At 64.2% G+C, this 14807-nt stretch carries 15 protein-coding genes; 9 read left to right on the forward strand and 6 right to left on the reverse strand.

Annotated features, from left to right (window positions below; genetic code table 11):
* Positions 1 to 2 precede the first annotated feature (2 nt).
* The gene (locus V1283_RS00120) at positions 3 to 626 is read left to right on the forward strand and encodes an NUDIX hydrolase (protein WP_334384439.1); all 624 of its coding nucleotides are present in this window, start codon (positions 3 to 5) and stop codon (positions 624 to 626) included.
* A gap of 10 nt (positions 627 to 636) precedes the next feature.
* On the opposite strand, the gene uvrB is transcribed toward V1283_RS00120, so the two are convergent.
* Complete coding sequence (gene uvrB, locus V1283_RS00125; RefSeq protein WP_334392909.1) at positions 637 to 3549, reverse strand: excinuclease ABC subunit UvrB; 2913 nt, start codon at positions 3547 to 3549, stop codon at positions 637 to 639.
* Positions 3550 to 3778: 229 nt separating this feature from the next.
* Here uvrB and V1283_RS00130 point away from each other — a divergent pair, with 229 nt between their 5' ends.
* Entirely contained in the window at positions 3779 to 5071 is a 1293-nt protein-coding gene (locus V1283_RS00130) for a hypothetical protein (RefSeq protein WP_334384440.1), read from the forward strand.
* Between the two features lie 60 nt (positions 5072 to 5131).
* Here the strand turns inward: V1283_RS00130 and V1283_RS00135 are convergent, their stop codons facing one another.
* From V1283_RS00135 to V1283_RS00150, 4 genes are all read right to left on the reverse strand, one after another.
* Positions 5132 to 5332: a hypothetical protein gene (locus V1283_RS00135; protein WP_334392910.1), complete on the reverse strand. Its 201-nt coding sequence runs from the start codon at positions 5330 to 5332 to the stop codon at positions 5132 to 5134.
* Between the two features lie 29 nt (positions 5333 to 5361).
* Complete coding sequence (locus tag V1283_RS00140; RefSeq protein ID WP_057853134.1) at positions 5362 to 5574, reverse strand: hypothetical protein; 213 nt, start codon at positions 5572 to 5574, stop codon at positions 5362 to 5364.
* A gap of 139 nt (positions 5575 to 5713) precedes the next feature.
* Positions 5714 to 6937 carry an NAD(P)-binding domain-containing protein gene (locus V1283_RS00145; RefSeq protein WP_334384441.1) on the reverse strand — a complete coding sequence of 408 codons (1224 nt, stop codon included), beginning with the start codon at positions 6935 to 6937 and terminating at the stop codon, positions 5714 to 5716.
* Positions 6927 to 7832 carry a LysR substrate-binding domain-containing protein gene (locus V1283_RS00150; protein WP_334384442.1) on the reverse strand — a complete coding sequence of 302 codons (906 nt, stop codon included), beginning with the start codon at positions 7830 to 7832 and terminating at the stop codon, positions 6927 to 6929. The genes V1283_RS00145 and V1283_RS00150 overlap by 11 nt, the downstream gene beginning before the upstream one ends.
* 333 nt (positions 7833 to 8165) lie before the next feature.
* Between V1283_RS00150 and V1283_RS00155 the strand changes: the two genes are divergently transcribed.
* The 6 genes from V1283_RS00155 to V1283_RS00180 all read left to right on the forward strand — a co-directional run bounded on the left by V1283_RS00155 (position 8166) and on the right by V1283_RS00180 (position 12139).
* On the forward strand, positions 8166 to 8927 hold the full coding sequence (locus V1283_RS00155; RefSeq protein WP_334384443.1) for a sulfite exporter TauE/SafE family protein: 762 nt from the start codon (positions 8166 to 8168) through the stop codon (positions 8925 to 8927).
* A gap of 30 nt (positions 8928 to 8957) precedes the next feature.
* On the forward strand, positions 8958 to 9194 hold the full coding sequence (locus V1283_RS00160; protein ID WP_334384444.1) for a hypothetical protein: 237 nt from the start codon (positions 8958 to 8960) through the stop codon (positions 9192 to 9194).
* 126 nt (positions 9195 to 9320) lie between these two features.
* A complete protein-coding gene (locus V1283_RS00165; protein WP_334384445.1) occupies positions 9321 to 10028 on the forward strand; it encodes a glutathione binding-like protein in 708 nt (235 codons plus the stop codon).
* Between the two features lie 173 nt (positions 10029 to 10201).
* Positions 10202 to 10894, forward strand: a complete 693-nt coding sequence (locus tag V1283_RS00170) for a glutathione S-transferase family protein (protein ID WP_334384446.1) — start codon at positions 10202 to 10204, stop codon at positions 10892 to 10894.
* Positions 10895 to 11086: 192 nt separating this feature from the next.
* The gene (locus V1283_RS00175; RefSeq protein WP_334384447.1) at positions 11087 to 11263 is read left to right on the forward strand and encodes a hypothetical protein; all 177 of its coding nucleotides are present in this window, start codon (positions 11087 to 11089) and stop codon (positions 11261 to 11263) included.
* A 225-nt stretch (positions 11264 to 11488) separates the two neighbouring features.
* A complete protein-coding gene (locus V1283_RS00180) occupies positions 11489 to 12139 on the forward strand; it encodes a bleomycin resistance protein (protein ID WP_334392911.1) in 651 nt (216 codons plus the stop codon).
* Between the two features lie 93 nt (positions 12140 to 12232).
* On the opposite strand, the gene V1283_RS00185 is transcribed toward V1283_RS00180, so the two are convergent.
* Positions 12233 to 12922, reverse strand: a complete 690-nt coding sequence (locus V1283_RS00185; RefSeq protein ID WP_334384448.1) for an HAD family hydrolase — start codon at positions 12920 to 12922, stop codon at positions 12233 to 12235.
* Between the two features lie 303 nt (positions 12923 to 13225).
* On the opposite strand from V1283_RS00185, the gene V1283_RS00195 reads away from it, so the two are divergent.
* On the forward strand, positions 13226 to 14803 hold the full coding sequence (locus V1283_RS00195; RefSeq protein WP_334384449.1) for a DUF1800 domain-containing protein: 1578 nt from the start codon (positions 13226 to 13228) through the stop codon (positions 14801 to 14803).
* The last annotated feature ends 4 nt before the right edge of the window (positions 14804 to 14807 follow it).

The raw sequence follows: 14807 nt of genomic DNA on the forward strand, positions 1-14807 counted from the left end.
CCATGATTACCAAATTGGTCGAGCCGGAAGACATCGAACGGGCGGTCGACCAGCAAAAGTCGCGGCTGCGTGCGGCTGGTCTGCCCGAGAGCTGGGCGACGCTCGGTGAGGTCTACGCCGATCAATACGTCAGGATCGTCCGCGATCCCGTCCGCTTTCCCTCCGGAACGTTCGGTACCTACATCACGATCGAACGAGGGCACGCGAGCGGCGGTGGTGTGATCGCTGTGCCCAGGCTCGGGGAGACCTACGTCCTGATCCGGCACTGGCGATACGCTACGGGAAAAGTGCATCTCGAATTTCCGCGCGGCTTCATCGATCGCGGCGAGCAGCCGGAGCAGGCGATCCGGCGGGAGCTGAAAGAGGAAATCGGTGCGGGTGCGTTGTCGCTGACAAATGTCGGCGTCACCTATGCTGACACCGGTCTGATGAACATCCCCCTTCAGGTCTACGCCGTTGAGATCGACAACGCGAAACTCGTCGCCAGCGACGAGCCGATCGACGGATTGGAATTTCTGACGGCGCGAGAACTCGCTGCCGGGATTGCAAACCGTCAACTGGACGACGGCCTTACCTTGGCTGCCCTGGCGCTTGAGCAGGCCTGGCGGAGTGCGGGCGGCAACTGAAAGAAAGGGCCTACCTCTTCTTCCACCCACCCCGATGCCCCGGCGCACCGCCGCTCGATCTTGGAGCAGGGCCGAACTCGGGGCCGGATTGGCGGGAGTCGGTGGGCTGGAAGATTTTGCTGCCGCTGTCGGGCGAGGGTTTCCGAGGTGCGGCGCGGTTGGGGCGGAAGGGCAGGGACTCCGGGCCGTGCATTTCGTCGAGATGCGGCTTGTGGACCTTTGAAGGGCCGCTGCCGCTCGCCTTGACCGCGGAAGACACGCCCTTCTTCTTCATCGCGCTTACCGGCAGGTTCGCGGCCTCGCCGTACTTCTTCGTCCCGGCATAAGCGCCGGCCTTGCCTTGCACGGCACGCTGTTTCGCGGTGGGATCGTCGACCACCGCCATCTCGGTCGCGCGCAGGCGTTTGACTTCGTCGCGGAGTCTTGCGGCTTCCTCAAAATTCAGATCGGCAGCGGCTTCGCGCATGCGGGTTTCGAGGTCGGAGAGGACAGCTTCGAAATTGTGCCCGATCGAGATGACGTCGTCGGCCATGCCGCCGTCGCCGATCTCGACCAGCACGTGGTCGCGTTCGTAGACAGAGTTCATGATGTCGCCGATCGACTTCTTGATGCTCTCCGGCGTGATGCCGTGCGCCGTGTTGTATTCGACCTGTTTCTCGCGGCGGCGGTCGGTTTCGGCGATGGCGCGCTCCATCGAGCCGGTCATCTGGTCGGCGTAGAGGATCACCTTGCCGTCGACGTTGCGCGCGGCGCGGCCGATGGTCTGGATCAGTGACGTTTCACTGCGCAGAAAACCTTCCTTGTCGGCATCGAGGATCGCGACCAGCGCGCATTCGGGAATGTCGAGGCCCTCGCGCAGCAGGTTGATGCCGACCAGTGCGTCGAACGCGCCCAATCGAAGATCCCTGATGATCTCGATGCGCTCAATCGTGTCGATATCAGAGTGCATATAGCGCACGCGAATGCCCTGCTCGTGCAGGTATTCGGTGAGGTCCTCCGCCATCCGTTTTGTCAGCACCGTGATCAATGAGCGGTAGCCGGCCTGCGCGGTGGCGCGGACTTCGCCGACGAGATCGTCGACCTGCGTACGCGCGGGGCGAATGTTGACGGGAGGATCGATCAGTCCGGTCGGGCGGATCACCTGCTCGACGAACACACCGCCGCTCTCGTTCAACTCCCAGCCGCTCGGCGTCGCCGACACCGCGACACTCTGCGGGCGCATCATGTCCCATTCCTCGAACCGCAGCGGACGGTTGTCCATGCAGGAGGGTAGACGAAAGCCGTATTCGGCGAGCGTCGCCTTGCGGCGGAAGTCGCCGCGGAACATGCCGCCGATCTGCGGTACTGTGACGTGGCTTTCGTCGGCGAAGACCAGCGCATTATCAGGCACGTATTCGAACAACGTTGGCGGCGGTTCGCCGGGTCGGCGTCCCGTCAGATAGCGCGAATAGTTTTCGATGCCGGCGCAACTTCCCGTCGCTTCCATCATTTCGAGATCGAAGGTGGTGCGCTGCTCCAGCCGCTGCGCTTCCAAAAGGCGGCCCTGGTTGTTGAGCTCGTCGAGCCGCAGCTTCAATTCGCTCTTGATCGACTTGACCGCCTGCACCAGCGTCGGGCGCGGCGTCACATAGTGCGAGTTGGCGTAGATCTTGATGAACTCGAGCTCGTCCTGCTTGTGGCCGGTGAGCGGATCGAATTCTTCGATATTCTCCACGGTGTCGCCGAACAGGTTCACCCGCCAGGCGCGGTCTTCATAGTGCGCCGGGAAGATGTCGATGACGTCGCCGCGGACGCGAAACGTGCCGCGGGTGAAATCGGCCTGGGTGCGCTTGTACTGCAGCGCCACGAGGTCGGCGATCAACTGCCGCTGGTCGATGCGCTCGCCCTTTTTCAGCGCAAACGTCATCGCAGTGTAGGTCTCGACCGAGCCGATACCGTAGATGCACGACACGGACGCCACGATGATGACGTCGTCGCGTTCCAGCAGCGCGCGCGTCGCCGAATGGCGCATGCGGTCGATCTGCTCGTTGATGGAAGAGTCCTTCTCGATATAGGTGTCGGTGCGCGGGACGTAGGCCTCGGGCTGATAGTAATCGTAGTACGAGACGAAATATTCCACCGCGTTGTCGGGGAAGAAGCTCTTGAACTCGCCATAGAGCTGCGCGGCCAGCGTCTTGTTCGGCGCCAGGATGATGGCGGGGCGCTGCGTCGCCTCGATCACCTTGGCCATGGTGTAGGTCTTGCCCGAGCCGGTGACGCCGAGCAGCACCTGGGTGCGGTCATTGCGGTTGATGCCTTCGACCAGTTCGGCGATCGCGGTCGGCTGGTCGCCCTTCGGCTCGTATTCGGATTTGATCTCGAAGCGCACGCCGCCTTCGGATTTCTCCGGGCGCGGCGGCCGGTGCGGCGTCCAGACTTTTATCTGGCCATCGTTGCCCTTGAATTCCGGGCGGCCGTCGCGGATCAGATTCTCCAGCGCGTCGGCGGTGGCCTTGACGCCGAGCGCCTCCATCTTGTTGCGCGGCGGCCGGGCCAGCGCCTCGTCGTCGTCCTCCGCCGTCGGCAGCCCGAGTTGCCGCGCGAGTTCGGGGTCGAGCGTGGGGATGGTGGCCGAGGTGCCGTAATTGGCTTGCGGAGCTTCTTCGAGGCCTTGGCTCGATGCATCGCGTTTGGCGACGTCATCGCTGGTTCCCTTGGTCGAAGCGCGCGCGCGATGCGCCGCGGCCTCGCCGCCGGCGCGGCGGTCCCACGAATTGTCCGGCGGCGGCTGCAGGCCGGTGCCCGAACCCATGCCGGCATCGCCGCGGTTGATCGCGGGATTGAGCAGTTCGGCGAGCGCCGGCCCGATCGGTTGCACTTCGGGCCGGTGGGCTTTGGATTTCGGGGTTTTCGATTTCTTGGGAACTTCGGGAGTCTTCGCCATGACGGCAATATGGGACTGCGGCAGGCCGCTGAAAAGGCCGAAATCGGCAACTCGTTTTGCAGTCCCGCGGCAAATCCGCTGGCTTCCGCGCTGCTGCCAGCCACTGACAATCGCAGCCGTCATGTCACCCGACCGGGGGATGGCAAAACGTCTGGAATCGCCGCGCGGAGTCTTGTCGGTAAAAACAGCCCGTGATTGTATCGGTGCGGCGTAAGCTTCGGGGGAAGTCATGCAGCTGATTGAAGCCGCGCTGGCCTTCGCGATCACGATGCTCGCGCTGTCGCTGGTGGTCTCGTCATTCGTCGAAATCATTCACCGCATTTTCTCGATGCGCGAAGAAGGGCTGAAGCACGTACTCAGGCAGATGTTCGATCAGGTGCTCGCGAAATACGTTATCCCGGCGATCACGCGCGCCGTGGAGGCGGATGCGACGATCGCGGCCGCCGCCAGGAACGATCGGATCAGGGAGCTGGTGGCGGACACGCGCACGGCGTTCGTCGAACGCATGAGCGCCAACCGCGCGCCGATGGGGGTGACGCCCAAGGCGACGCCGACCGATCCGGCCGCGCAGGTCGCCGCCAATCCGAAGCGGGTATTCGGCCTGTGGAGCGGCCGCGATCTGGCCGCGATGACGCCGGCCGAGTTCATGGAGCGGCTCGGCAGCATCGATGTCGGGCAGGCGATTGCCGACGCGGATAGGGCGGCCACCAATGCCGCCCAGCAGGCCGGCACCACGGCGGCGGACGCGGTTAATGTCGTGCTCAAGGATGTCACGCAAAAGTTCGAGGCGTTCGGCAAGGAAGCCAGCGTCTATTTCGAGGGCCGGGCCCGGTTGCTTTCCGTTGTCGTGGCGATGGCGCTGGCTTTCCTCGCCCATGTCGATGCGGTCGATCTGTTTCGAACCTATCTGCGCGATCCGAACGCACGCGCCAAGGTGATCGAGCAATCCGAGGCGGTGACGGCGCAGCACAGGGCCGCCGCGGAAGCGGCGAAAGTGCTGAAGGCGATAGATCCGGACGCGACATTGACCTCGGACGAAGTCAAGAAGCAGATCGAGGGGTTGAAGAGCGACTGGAAGGAAGCGATCGCCAAGGCGAACTTAACGGTCAAACAATATGCCGATCTTGGCGTGCCCATCGGCTGGAACGACGAACGCATCGAGCGGGCGAAGATGTACGAGCTGGTCTGGACGTGCAAAGACCCGAACAAGAAAGAGGGGGAAGGCTTCGCGTCGATTTGGAAGGACTGCGGCAAGAACCAATGGCGAAGAGAGATATGGGGTCAGGTGCCGACCTCGCCCGGCGTCTGGTTCTACCTCTTCCTGGGCGGCTTGCTGGTCGGGCTCGGCGCGCCGTTCTGGTACAACGCCGTGACCGGCCTGACCAATATTCGCAACACGGCGCGTGGGACGACGTCCGCCGATGCGCAGACGCGTGCTGCGGTCGCCGCCGCGGGAGCCGGCACGACGCAGCCGGTGACGCCGGTCGATGCCTTCAGGGTGTCGAGCGCGGCGCAACGGTAAAAGGCCGATGGGCTGGATGGAATGCGCTCGCCGTCATGGCGGCGGGCCTGCCTTACGCCGTCAGCGGGGCGGTCGGGGGTTGACGATATCCAGATGGATCCCGCCGCAACGGGTGCATCGCATGGTCCAGTACTCGGCGCCGGCGCGGCCGGGGATGATGCGCAGCACTGCGAGCGAGGCGCTGCAATCCGGGCAGGACGAGAGCACCGGCGTCGCCTGCAGGGTCTGTTCGGGCAAAGCTAGCGAGATTCGGCCGGCCAGCGGGCGGCCGGCAGTCCCGCCGGTAGCGCTTACGGATTCGCAAACCGCGGCTTGAAACGGTCGATATGGGCTTTCGCGTCCGCAATCGCCGCTTCTGGATTCGACCACGCGAAACCGACTTCGAGCGTCGGAAACGCCATCCCATCGATTACCACCGGCTCCTGGTCGGCCCGTTGAATCCTGGCGTGCCATAGCCCTCTCCCTGCTTCGAACGACTGAATTTCAAAGCCGCCATAGATCATGGCGTGTCCCCCGGGTTGCCTCATGGCACGACAGAAGCACGGCTGGGGCAGGGACTTTGTGAACGGGTTCACACGTCGGAGAGTTTTTCGATGGCGTTCCGCGCTCTCTCCACTCCCTCTCCCCGCAGGCGGGGCGAGGTTAGAGGCGCCGCGCCAAAATATGATCGGCGAGCACCTCGGCGTCGTCGCCGACGCCTGACAGGAACGAGGAGTTCATTTTCGAGAGCCATTGCAGGCCGAGGAAATACAGGCCCGGCACGGCGGATATGCCGTTGTGGTGGACGGCCTCACCTTTGGCGTCGGTGACCGGGAGGTCGATCCAGTCGAAATCGACGCCGTAGCCGGTGGCCCAGATCACCGCGGAGATGCCTTCCGCCGCGAGGTCGAGACGCCGCAGGGGCTCGGTGACGCAAGGCGGGTTTGGAAGCGTCGTTCGGGCGTCCGGATCTTCCGGGAGGTCCAACTTGCGCCGCCTCACATACTCGTCCACGGCGCCGAGAAACGTGGCGTAGACCAGATCGCCATCGGCCATGCTTTCAGCAAGGCCGGACGCAATGTCGAGCACGCCGTCATGCGCGGCCTCGATACGCCCCAACAGGATCATGCCGTCGGCGGCGAAGCTGCGGAAATCGATGGTGCGGCCACCATAGGCGCCCGAAATGACCGGGCCCAGCCGCGCGGGTCCACGCTCCTCCGGCGTGACCTGATCGAGGCGCATCTCGGCGAGCCACCAGATCAAATCGCGGCCGCGGTAGCGGCGGGGCAGGCGGCGGTGCCGTCCAACCGAGAGATAGACGCGGCGGCCGGCCTGCAGCAATTCCTCGGCGATCTGCGCGCCCGACGCGCCGGCGCCGGCCACCAGCACCGCGCCCGGCGGAAGCTGTCCGGGATTTTTGTAGTCAGCGGCATGGACCTGAAACACGGGATGATCGCCCAGCAGATCCGGGACGAGGTTGCGCTGATAGGGACCGGTGGCGACGACGACATTATCAGCTGCGATCGTGCCATCGGTGGTCTCGGCGATGAAACCGCCGCCGCCGCACTGCGACAGCCGCGTTACCGCGACGCCGCACCGGATCGGTGGCGCGACAAAGGCGGCATAGTCGTCGATGAATTTGACGATGTCGTCGGTGTTTGCATAGCCATCCGGATCGCTGTGCGGAAACGGAAAGTCCGGCAAGCGCACCGACCAGTTGGGAAACTGGAATTTCAGCCCGTCCCAGCGTTCGCTGCGCCAGCGCTCGGCGATCCGATGGCGCTCGAGCACGAGGTGCGAAAGCCCGCGCTGCTTCAGCCGGTGGCTCATGACGAGCCCCGCCTGGCCGCCGCCGACCACGAGCGTCTCGATTTTTTCATCCGGCATGTCTGTGGCCCCTGCGGCGTGTGGCGGGCTCCGCCGCGGCGCGGACAATCCAGCGCCGGAACGCAGCGAAATCGCGCTGGGCGGTGCTGAAGCCGCGATACACCAGATACCAGCGCATGCCTTTCGGCACGCTTAACGCAAACGGCGCGACCAGCCGGCCGGCGGCGAGGTCGTCGTCGATATAGGGGCGGATGCCCATGGCGATGCCGAGGCCGTCGACGGCGGCCTGCAGCGCCTGGCCGTATTGGGCGAACTCCGGCCCGCGCGCGGTGATGCGGGGGACGCCGGCCACCTCGAGCCATGACGGCCAATCGTCGGGCGAATGCGCAACGCGGAGCAGCGTCGGTCCCTTCAGGTCGGTGGGGCGTTTGAGTGCGCCCGCCAGGCGCGGCGCGCACACCGGCAGCAGGTCGGCGGCGAATAGCGGTTCGGCGATCAGGCCGGGCCATTCGCCATCGCCGAGCTTGATGCCGCAGCTCCAGTCCTCGCCGAACGGCACCGCGACGCCGCCGGTGGTGATGCGGACGTCGATATCGGGCTCTGATTTCCGGAAATCCGCCAGTCGCGGGATCAGCCATTTCATCGCAAAGGTGGGGCCGACCCCGATGGTCAGCACGCGCACGCTGGAGGGGACGGTGACCTGCGCGGTCAGGCTCGCCAGTGCGTCGAAGATCGGCGTCAGCCCGCTCTGGTAGGCGCGGCCCGCCGCCGTGGTGGCAAGGCGGTTGGCCTTGCGCTCGAACAGCGCCACCCCGAGCCGCTCTTCCAGCAGATGCACCATCCGGCTGACCGCGGCGGCGGATACGTTGAGCTCGGCGCCGGCAGCGGCAAAGCTGCCGGTCCTGGCCGCAGCCTCGAACGCCTTGATACCGTTGAGAAAGAGCAGTCGCCGCACATAACCCTCAGGAAAACTGATGCCAGGGCAAGATAACTCAGTTTGCGCCGGCGCCACAAGCGCGGCACAAGAACAGGCATGTTGATAGGTTGAATCAGGAGCGGTTCTTTCAACCTCGCCCCGCCCTTTGCGGGGTCGAGACGAGCGAAGCTCGCTCTTAGAGGTCGGCGCGAAGCGCTGGGTGAGGGGCTCTCTCCGCTAGTCCGATTGTGAGCGAGTTTGCGAAGAGAGCCCCTCACCCCGACCCTCTCCCCGCGAAGAGCGGGGCGAGGGAGCAGAAGCAGCAGCAGCCGCGCGCATCAACCCGAGCTTGGCTGACGAAGGAGATTTCCGGTGACGCCGTTGATGATTGCAGCCCTCGGTGCGTTGATGGTCGCGACAGCCTTTCTGTCGGGCCTGTTCGGCATGGCCGGCGGGATGATCCTGATCGGCGTGCTGTTGATGCTGATGCCGCTGCCGACCGCGATGGTGCTGCATGCGATCACGCAGATGGCCTCCAATGGCTGGCGCGCCTTCTTGTGGCGGGCGCATATCCGCTGGCGGCCGGTGTTCGTCTATCTGATCGGCTGCGGGCTCGCGCTCGGCGCCTGGTCGATCATCCGCTACGTGCCGGACAAGCCGATCGCGCTGCTGCTGCTGGGCGTGACGCCGTTCATGGCGCGGCTGATGCCGAAGAACCTCAAGCCCAACCCTGATAGTATCGCGCAGGGCTCGTTCTACGGCTTCATCTGCATGGGCCTGATGCTGATGACCGGCGTCTCCGGCCCGCTGATGGACACGTTCTTTCTCGGCGGCAATTTCGGCCGCCGCGAGGTGGTCGCGACCAAGGCCACCTGCCAGGTCGCGAGCCATCTGACAAAACTGATCTATTTCGGCGGCATCGTCGACCAGGCGGCGACGCTCGATCCGGCGCTGGCAGCGGTCGCCATCGCCGCCTCGATGCTCGGCACCACGCTGGCGCGGCGCATTCTCGAAGCGATGAGCGATGCGCAGTTTCGCACCTGGGCGAACCGGCTGATCACGACGGTCGCGGGCTACTACATCCTCTACGGCGGCTGGCTGCTGTTCACGCGCACCAGCGCGATGGCGTTTTGAGTTTCACCCGCTTCTGATGCGGAGGCGCTGATGACCGAGACAACGGACGCACTGGTGCTCGACCTCGTCGAATGGATCGGCCGCGAGCCGCGGCTTTATTCCGACGTGATCGAGACGTGGCGCACCTCATGCCCGCGCCTGACCATCTGGGAAGACGCGGTCGATCGCGGCTATGTCGCGCGCCAGCCGGCGGCGGGGCAGGGCGCGCGCGTGGCGATCACCGAAAGCGGCGCCAAATTCCTGCGCGAGCACGGCCGCAGCGCGTGAGAAGCGCCCATCACATTCGCGCGCGCGGGGCCGACGCCGATTGACTTGCGGCGGCGATCCGCTCAAATTCATGCAGCCGCATCTTTCTTGCGAAAACAACAATCTAGTGCATAGCAGGATCGCCCCATGATCGACCTTCACTACTGGACCACGCCGAACGGCCACAAGATCACGATGTTCCTCGAGGAGACCGGGCTTCCCTACAAGATATTCCCGGTCAACATCGGCAAGGGCGAACAGTTCACGCCGGAGTTTCTGGCGATTGCGCCCAACAACCGGATTCCCGCGATGGTCGATCATGAGCCGAAAGGCGGGGGCAAGCCGATCTCGATCTTCGAGTCGGGTGCGATGCTGCTGTATCTCGCCGAGAAGACCGGAAAGTTTCTGCCGGCGGATCTCTACAGGCGCTATGACGCGATCCAGTGGACGTTCTGGCAGATGGGCGGGCTCGGTCCGATGGCCGGGCAGAACCATCACTTCAGAAACTATGCGGTAGAAAAAATCAAATACGCCATTGATCGTTACGTGAACGAGACCAACCGGCTCTACGGCGTGCTCAACAAGCGCCTCGCCGATCGCGAATTCATCGCCGGCGACTATTCGATCGCCGACATGGCGAGCTATCCCTGGATCGTGCCCTACAAGAACCAGGAGCAGAATATCGACGACTTTCCGCATCTGAAGCGCTGGCTGGAAACCATCCGCGCCCGGCCGGCGACCGAGCGCGCCTATGCCAAGGCCAAAGAGGTCAATCCGAATTTCGGCCAGCCCGTCAATCGCACCGAGGAGGAACGCAGGATCCTGTTCGGCCAGACCGCGGCGGTGGTGCGGTAGGCGAGCCGGTCTCTCCGCCGTCATTGCGAGCGCCAGCGAAGCAATCCATATTGCGGCTTAACGGATGGATGGATTGCTTCCGCCTTCACTCTTCGAGCTACGGCGGACAAGTCGTCGCTTGCGCTCCTCGCAATGACGGCTAGGCTGGCGATCGTCTTCGGAATGGGTCTCACATGCCCCTCAAACTCTACGAACTCGTCGGCACTGATACATCCCGCCCGTTCAGCCCGTTCTGCTGGCGCACGCGCATGGCGCTGGCGCACAAGGGGTTGTCGGCGGAAACCATCCCGTGGTGCTTCACCGAGAAGACGGCGATCGCGCCGCATGGATCGGAAAAAGTGCCGGTGCTGCTCGATGGTGACAGCGCGGTCGTCGATTCCTGGACCATCGCCAACTATCTCGAGGACACCTATCCGGACCGGCCGTCGCTGTTCGGCGGCGAGGGCGGCCGCGCCATGGCGCGGATGCTGAACTGGTGGGGCGACGGCGTGATCGGCGGTATGTTTCCGCTCATCATCGCCGACATCCCGCTCAACCTGAAGCCGGAGGACGCGGCCTATTTCCGCAAAAGCCGCGAGGCGCGTTTCGGCAGGCCGCTGGAAGAAATCATGGCGAGCCGCGACAAGGCCGTCGACGGTTTCCGCAAATCGCTCGACCCGTTGCGGCTGACATTGCGAACGCAGCCCTTCCTCGGCGGCACTGCTGCGAACTATGCGGACTATATCGTGTTCGGCGCATTCCAGTGGGCGCGGGTGGTCAGCCCGTTCAAGCTGCTGATGGAAGACGACCCGGTCTATGCCTGGCGCGGGCGGCTGCTCGACGCATTCGATGGGCTGGCGCGGAAGTCGCCAAGCTATCACGGCTAGCGTCGGCGCGGCGGCGTCGGCTTACGAAAGCAACGATGACGTTCGCCGGCGTAAATTGACAGGCAATGATTGCGCGACTGTGCGGCCTATCGCCGAGGCTGAAAATTAGTTCTATCCGATAACGATGTTAGCCGTGACGTAAAATGATGGCGTAGTCTTATTCCCCTTGGTGGCCGTTAGGGAAGGCGCGTCATGACCGACTTTGAAGCCAAACTGGAGCGGTTTGAGTCTCGCGCTGCCGAATGCGATGTGATCAGCAGTCTGGCGGCGGACAGGACGAAGCGCGAGCTATATTTGCGCCTCGGCCAGCGTTACCGCGAACTGGCCGACGACATGCGGGCGGTGATAGCGACCAAGAACGCCGCCTAGTCCGGCAGAGCCCCGTTCCGATGGAATCGAAACGGGGTTTTGGATTTTTTGATTTGACGCGTTTTCTTGTCGCGAGCCGGTCTCCGCGTTAGCGCGGTCAACGCGCGACGGATCGATTGACAGCCGCGCGGCGGCTCGGCATCCTGATGCCGCTGCATGTAGGGCGCATCGGCTGTGGCCGAAGGGGCAATGCCCACCTACGCGACGTCAACCGTAGCTGCGCCCATGCCCAATCTCGAAAACCTTCGCAAACAGGCCAAGCTCATCCTGCGCTGGCATCGTGACCGGCACTATCCGGTCGCTGCCCAGATCAGGTCGGGCCTGCCCCGCTTCAGCCGGATGACCGACCCTGAAATCCTGTCGTGCAGCTTCAAGCTGTGCGATGCGCAGGAACTGGTCGCGCGGCAGCATGGTTTTGAAAGCTGGCATGCGCTCAAGACAGGATTGTCCACCATGCCTGATCACGCAGACAAGCCCTCGACCACCAGAGTAGTTATCACCGCCGTCGAGCCGGAACTCTTCGTCACCAACATCGCCGCAACGTGTGATTTCTTCACCGGCAAGCTCGGCTTCACCGTCGCATTCACTTACGGCGAGCCGCCCTTCTATGCGCAGGTCATGCGCGACGGCGTCCGGCTCAACCTGCGCTGCGTCGAAGCGCCGCCAATCGACGGCGCGCTGCGCGATCGCGAGGAGTTACTTGCCGCTTCGCTGACGGTCGATACCGCCGACGAGATCAAGCAGCTCTTCCTTGAATATCAGGCCGCGGGCGTAACCTTCTTCCAGACCCTGAGACGGGAGCCGTGGGGCGCCAGGGATTTCATTGTGAAGGATCCGGACGGCAATCTGCTGCTATTTGCCGGGCCGGCGGAGTAGATTTTTGCCGTCATTGCGAGGAGCGAAGCGACGAAGCAATCCATGTCTCCGCTTGTGGCGCGATGGATTGCTTCGCTTCGCTCGCAATGACGGCTACTGCCTGCGGCGTCCAAATTCGCCACGCTCCCGCAGCATCGCCAGGACTGCATTCAGGTCGGGCAGCACGGCAGCACATTTTGCGCGTGTCTCGTCGGTCGGCGGCGCCATGTCCGGCACCATGATGGTGATCGCGCCGGCGGCGTGGGAGGCGGCCACGCCGTGATTTGAATCTTCGACCGCGATGCAGACTTGCGGCGCGAAGCCAAGGCGTCTCGCGGCGAGGAGATAGAGGTCCGGGCTCGGCTTGCCGCGCGTCACGTCGTCGAGCGTCAGGATGGTGTCGAAGTGCGAGCGGATTCCGGCGAGTGATAGATTGCGTTCGGCGGAACTGCGCGTCGACGAGGTCACGATCGCTATCGGGCAATCGGCGGCGGCGAGCCCGTCGAGCAGTTCCAGCGTGCCGGGCTTGAGCGGCAGGCCGGCCTCCATGAATTTGTCGCGATTAACGAGGAAGGCGCGGTTGATCTCGGCGAGCGGAAAGGTCTCGCCATAGCGATCGAGCAGCATGGCCTCGCAGGCCGGCCCGGGAAGGCCGACCATGGCGTGGCCGAGCGCAACGGCGTCATCGGTGTAGCCGCTGGCATTGAGCGCGGCGACGAGGCTGTTGAAATAGACTTTCTCGGTGTCGAGCAGCGTGCCGTCCATGTCGAGCAGGACGGCGCTGACGTTCCATCTGTAGGTCACGTTACACCTGCGCCCGCGCGCTGTTCCCCCAGCTTGCGCAGGCAGTTTGGGCAGAGACAATCGCCGCCGTCTGCGGGCATCGGCAGGCGGAACGCTTCTTCGGAACACCAGCACGGCCCCGACAGGCTGCAATTGAATTCAGCGCCGCAAGCAGCGCAGGCGAGGCGGTGCGTGGGTGCATTTTCCAAACGATTTGTCATCAATGAGGCCGCATCCTGACGCGGAATTAATCCCGGGTTCACATCGAAGCGCGTTATACTCCGTGAGCCACTATACGCCTGTGAAAATTCCAAGGGAAATCCGATGGCCCGCGATTCGCAAGTAGCCCTTGTTGCGCTCCATCGCTTCGGACTGGGCGCGCGTGGCGGGGCCTCCGGCGATTTTCTCAACGCGGCCTCCGATCCGCGCGGCTTCGTCAAGGCCGAACTCGCCCGTCCCAATGGCGTGCTGCTCGAAGTGCCGGGATTGCAGTCGACGGCAGCGCTCGGCAAGGCCGTGTTCGACTATCAGTTTGAGATTCAGCAGGCGCGCGATGCCGCCGCGAAGTCGGCGGCGCCCGCGACCGAAGGTCAGTCGCCGCCGGATGCGAAGGCGCAGCGGCGAAACCTTTCGCTCAACAGCATCGCCATGGAGTTGGCACCCAAGGACTTGGCAGCCAAAGAACCGTCAAAGGAACAACCGGCCAAGCCGCCGGAAAATCCCAATGCGGCCATGGCGCCCACCGAAGCGATGCGGCCGAATGCGCCGAAGCCACCGCCGGCGCCGCTCAACATCATCCAGAAAACCTTTCGCGCCGAGGCGCTGGCGCGGCTGCAGCGGGCGGTGATCGCCGATTGCGGATTCACCGAACGGCTGGTGGTGTTCTGGGCCAATCATTTCTGCATCTCCGCCAACAAGGGCGGGCCGGCGCGGATGTGGGCCGGCTCGTTCGAGCGCGAGGCGATTCGCCCGCACGTGCTCGGGCGCTTCGCCGACATGCTGAAGGCGGTGGAGCAGCACCCGGCGATGCTGTTCTTTCTCGACAATCAGCAATCGCTGGGCCCGGATTCGCGCGCCGGAAGAAACCGCAACCGCGGACTGAACGAAAACCTCGCCCGCGAAATCATGGAATTGCATACGCTCGGCGTCGGCGGCGGCTATACCCAGGCGGATGTGACGTCGCTGGCGAACGTCATCACGGGCTGGACCTATGCGGGGAGGCTCGGGCAATTGGGGGCGCCCGGCACCTTCGTGTTCAACGCCAATGCGCATCAGCCGGGCGCGCAGCGGGTGATGGGAAAAATCTACGACGCTCCTGACGTGACGCAGGGCGAGGCGGTGCTGGTGGATCTCGCGCGCCATCCGTCGACCGCAAAATTCATCGCCGGAAAATTCGCGCGTCACTTCGTGGCCGACGATCCGCCACCGGCCCTGGTGGCGCGGCTCGCCGACGTCTTCACAAAAACCGACGGCGATCTGAAGGCGCTGGCGACGGCGCTGGCGGATTCCGACGACGCCTGGAAGGCGCCGCTTTCCAAGATGCGCTCGCCTTACGAATTCCTGGTGGCGTCGGGCCGGTTGCTCGCGCAAATTCCGAACGATCCCGGCCGTTATCTCGGCGCTCTCAACACGCTGGGCCAGCCATTATGGTCGCCGGCCGGGCCGAACGGTTTTCCCGATAGCAACGCGGCCTGGGCGGCGCCGGAAGGCATGAAACTGCGGCTCGATATATCAGCGCAGATCGCCTCTCGGCTCGCCGACGGCGTCGATCCGCGCGACCTGCTCGAACTCATTGCGGCGGACGCGGCGTCATCGGAGACGCGGCGAACCATCGAGCGCGCGGAATCGCGGCAGCAGGCGCTGGCGCTGCTGTTGATGTCGCCGGAATTCCAGAGGAGATGACGTC

This window comes from Bradyrhizobium sp. AZCC 2262, from assembly GCF_036924535.1.
In the GTDB taxonomy this organism is placed as follows: Bacteria; Pseudomonadota; Alphaproteobacteria; order Rhizobiales; family Xanthobacteraceae; genus Bradyrhizobium.

Bases quoted from the DNA above. Each gene is read 5' to 3' on its own strand.
- V1283_RS00120 (WP_334384439.1), top strand. From the start codon at position 3: ATGATTACCAAATTGGTCGAGCCGGAAGACATCGAACGGGCGGTCGAC.
- uvrB (WP_334392909.1), bottom strand. From the start codon at position 3,549: ATGGCGAAGACTCCCGAAGTTCCCAAGAAATCGAAAACCCCGAAATCC.
- V1283_RS00130 (WP_334384440.1), top strand. From the start codon at position 3,779: ATGCAGCTGATTGAAGCCGCGCTGGCCTTCGCGATCACGATGCTCGCG.
- V1283_RS00140 (WP_057853134.1), bottom strand. From the start codon at position 5,574: ATGATCTATGGCGGCTTTGAAATTCAGTCGTTCGAAGCAGGGAGAGGG.
- V1283_RS00145 (WP_334384441.1), bottom strand. From the start codon at position 6,937: ATGCCGGATGAAAAAATCGAGACGCTCGTGGTCGGCGGCGGCCAGGCG.
- V1283_RS00160 (WP_334384444.1), top strand. From the start codon at position 8,958: ATGACCGAGACAACGGACGCACTGGTGCTCGACCTCGTCGAATGGATC.
- V1283_RS00165 (WP_334384445.1), top strand. From the start codon at position 9,321: ATGATCGACCTTCACTACTGGACCACGCCGAACGGCCACAAGATCACG.
- V1283_RS00170 (WP_334384446.1), top strand. From the start codon at position 10,202: ATGCCCCTCAAACTCTACGAACTCGTCGGCACTGATACATCCCGCCCG.
- V1283_RS00175 (WP_334384447.1), top strand. From the start codon at position 11,087: ATGACCGACTTTGAAGCCAAACTGGAGCGGTTTGAGTCTCGCGCTGCC.
- V1283_RS00180 (WP_334392911.1), top strand. From the start codon at position 11,489: ATGCCCAATCTCGAAAACCTTCGCAAACAGGCCAAGCTCATCCTGCGC.
- V1283_RS00195 (WP_334384449.1), top strand. From the start codon at position 13,226: ATGGCCCGCGATTCGCAAGTAGCCCTTGTTGCGCTCCATCGCTTCGGA.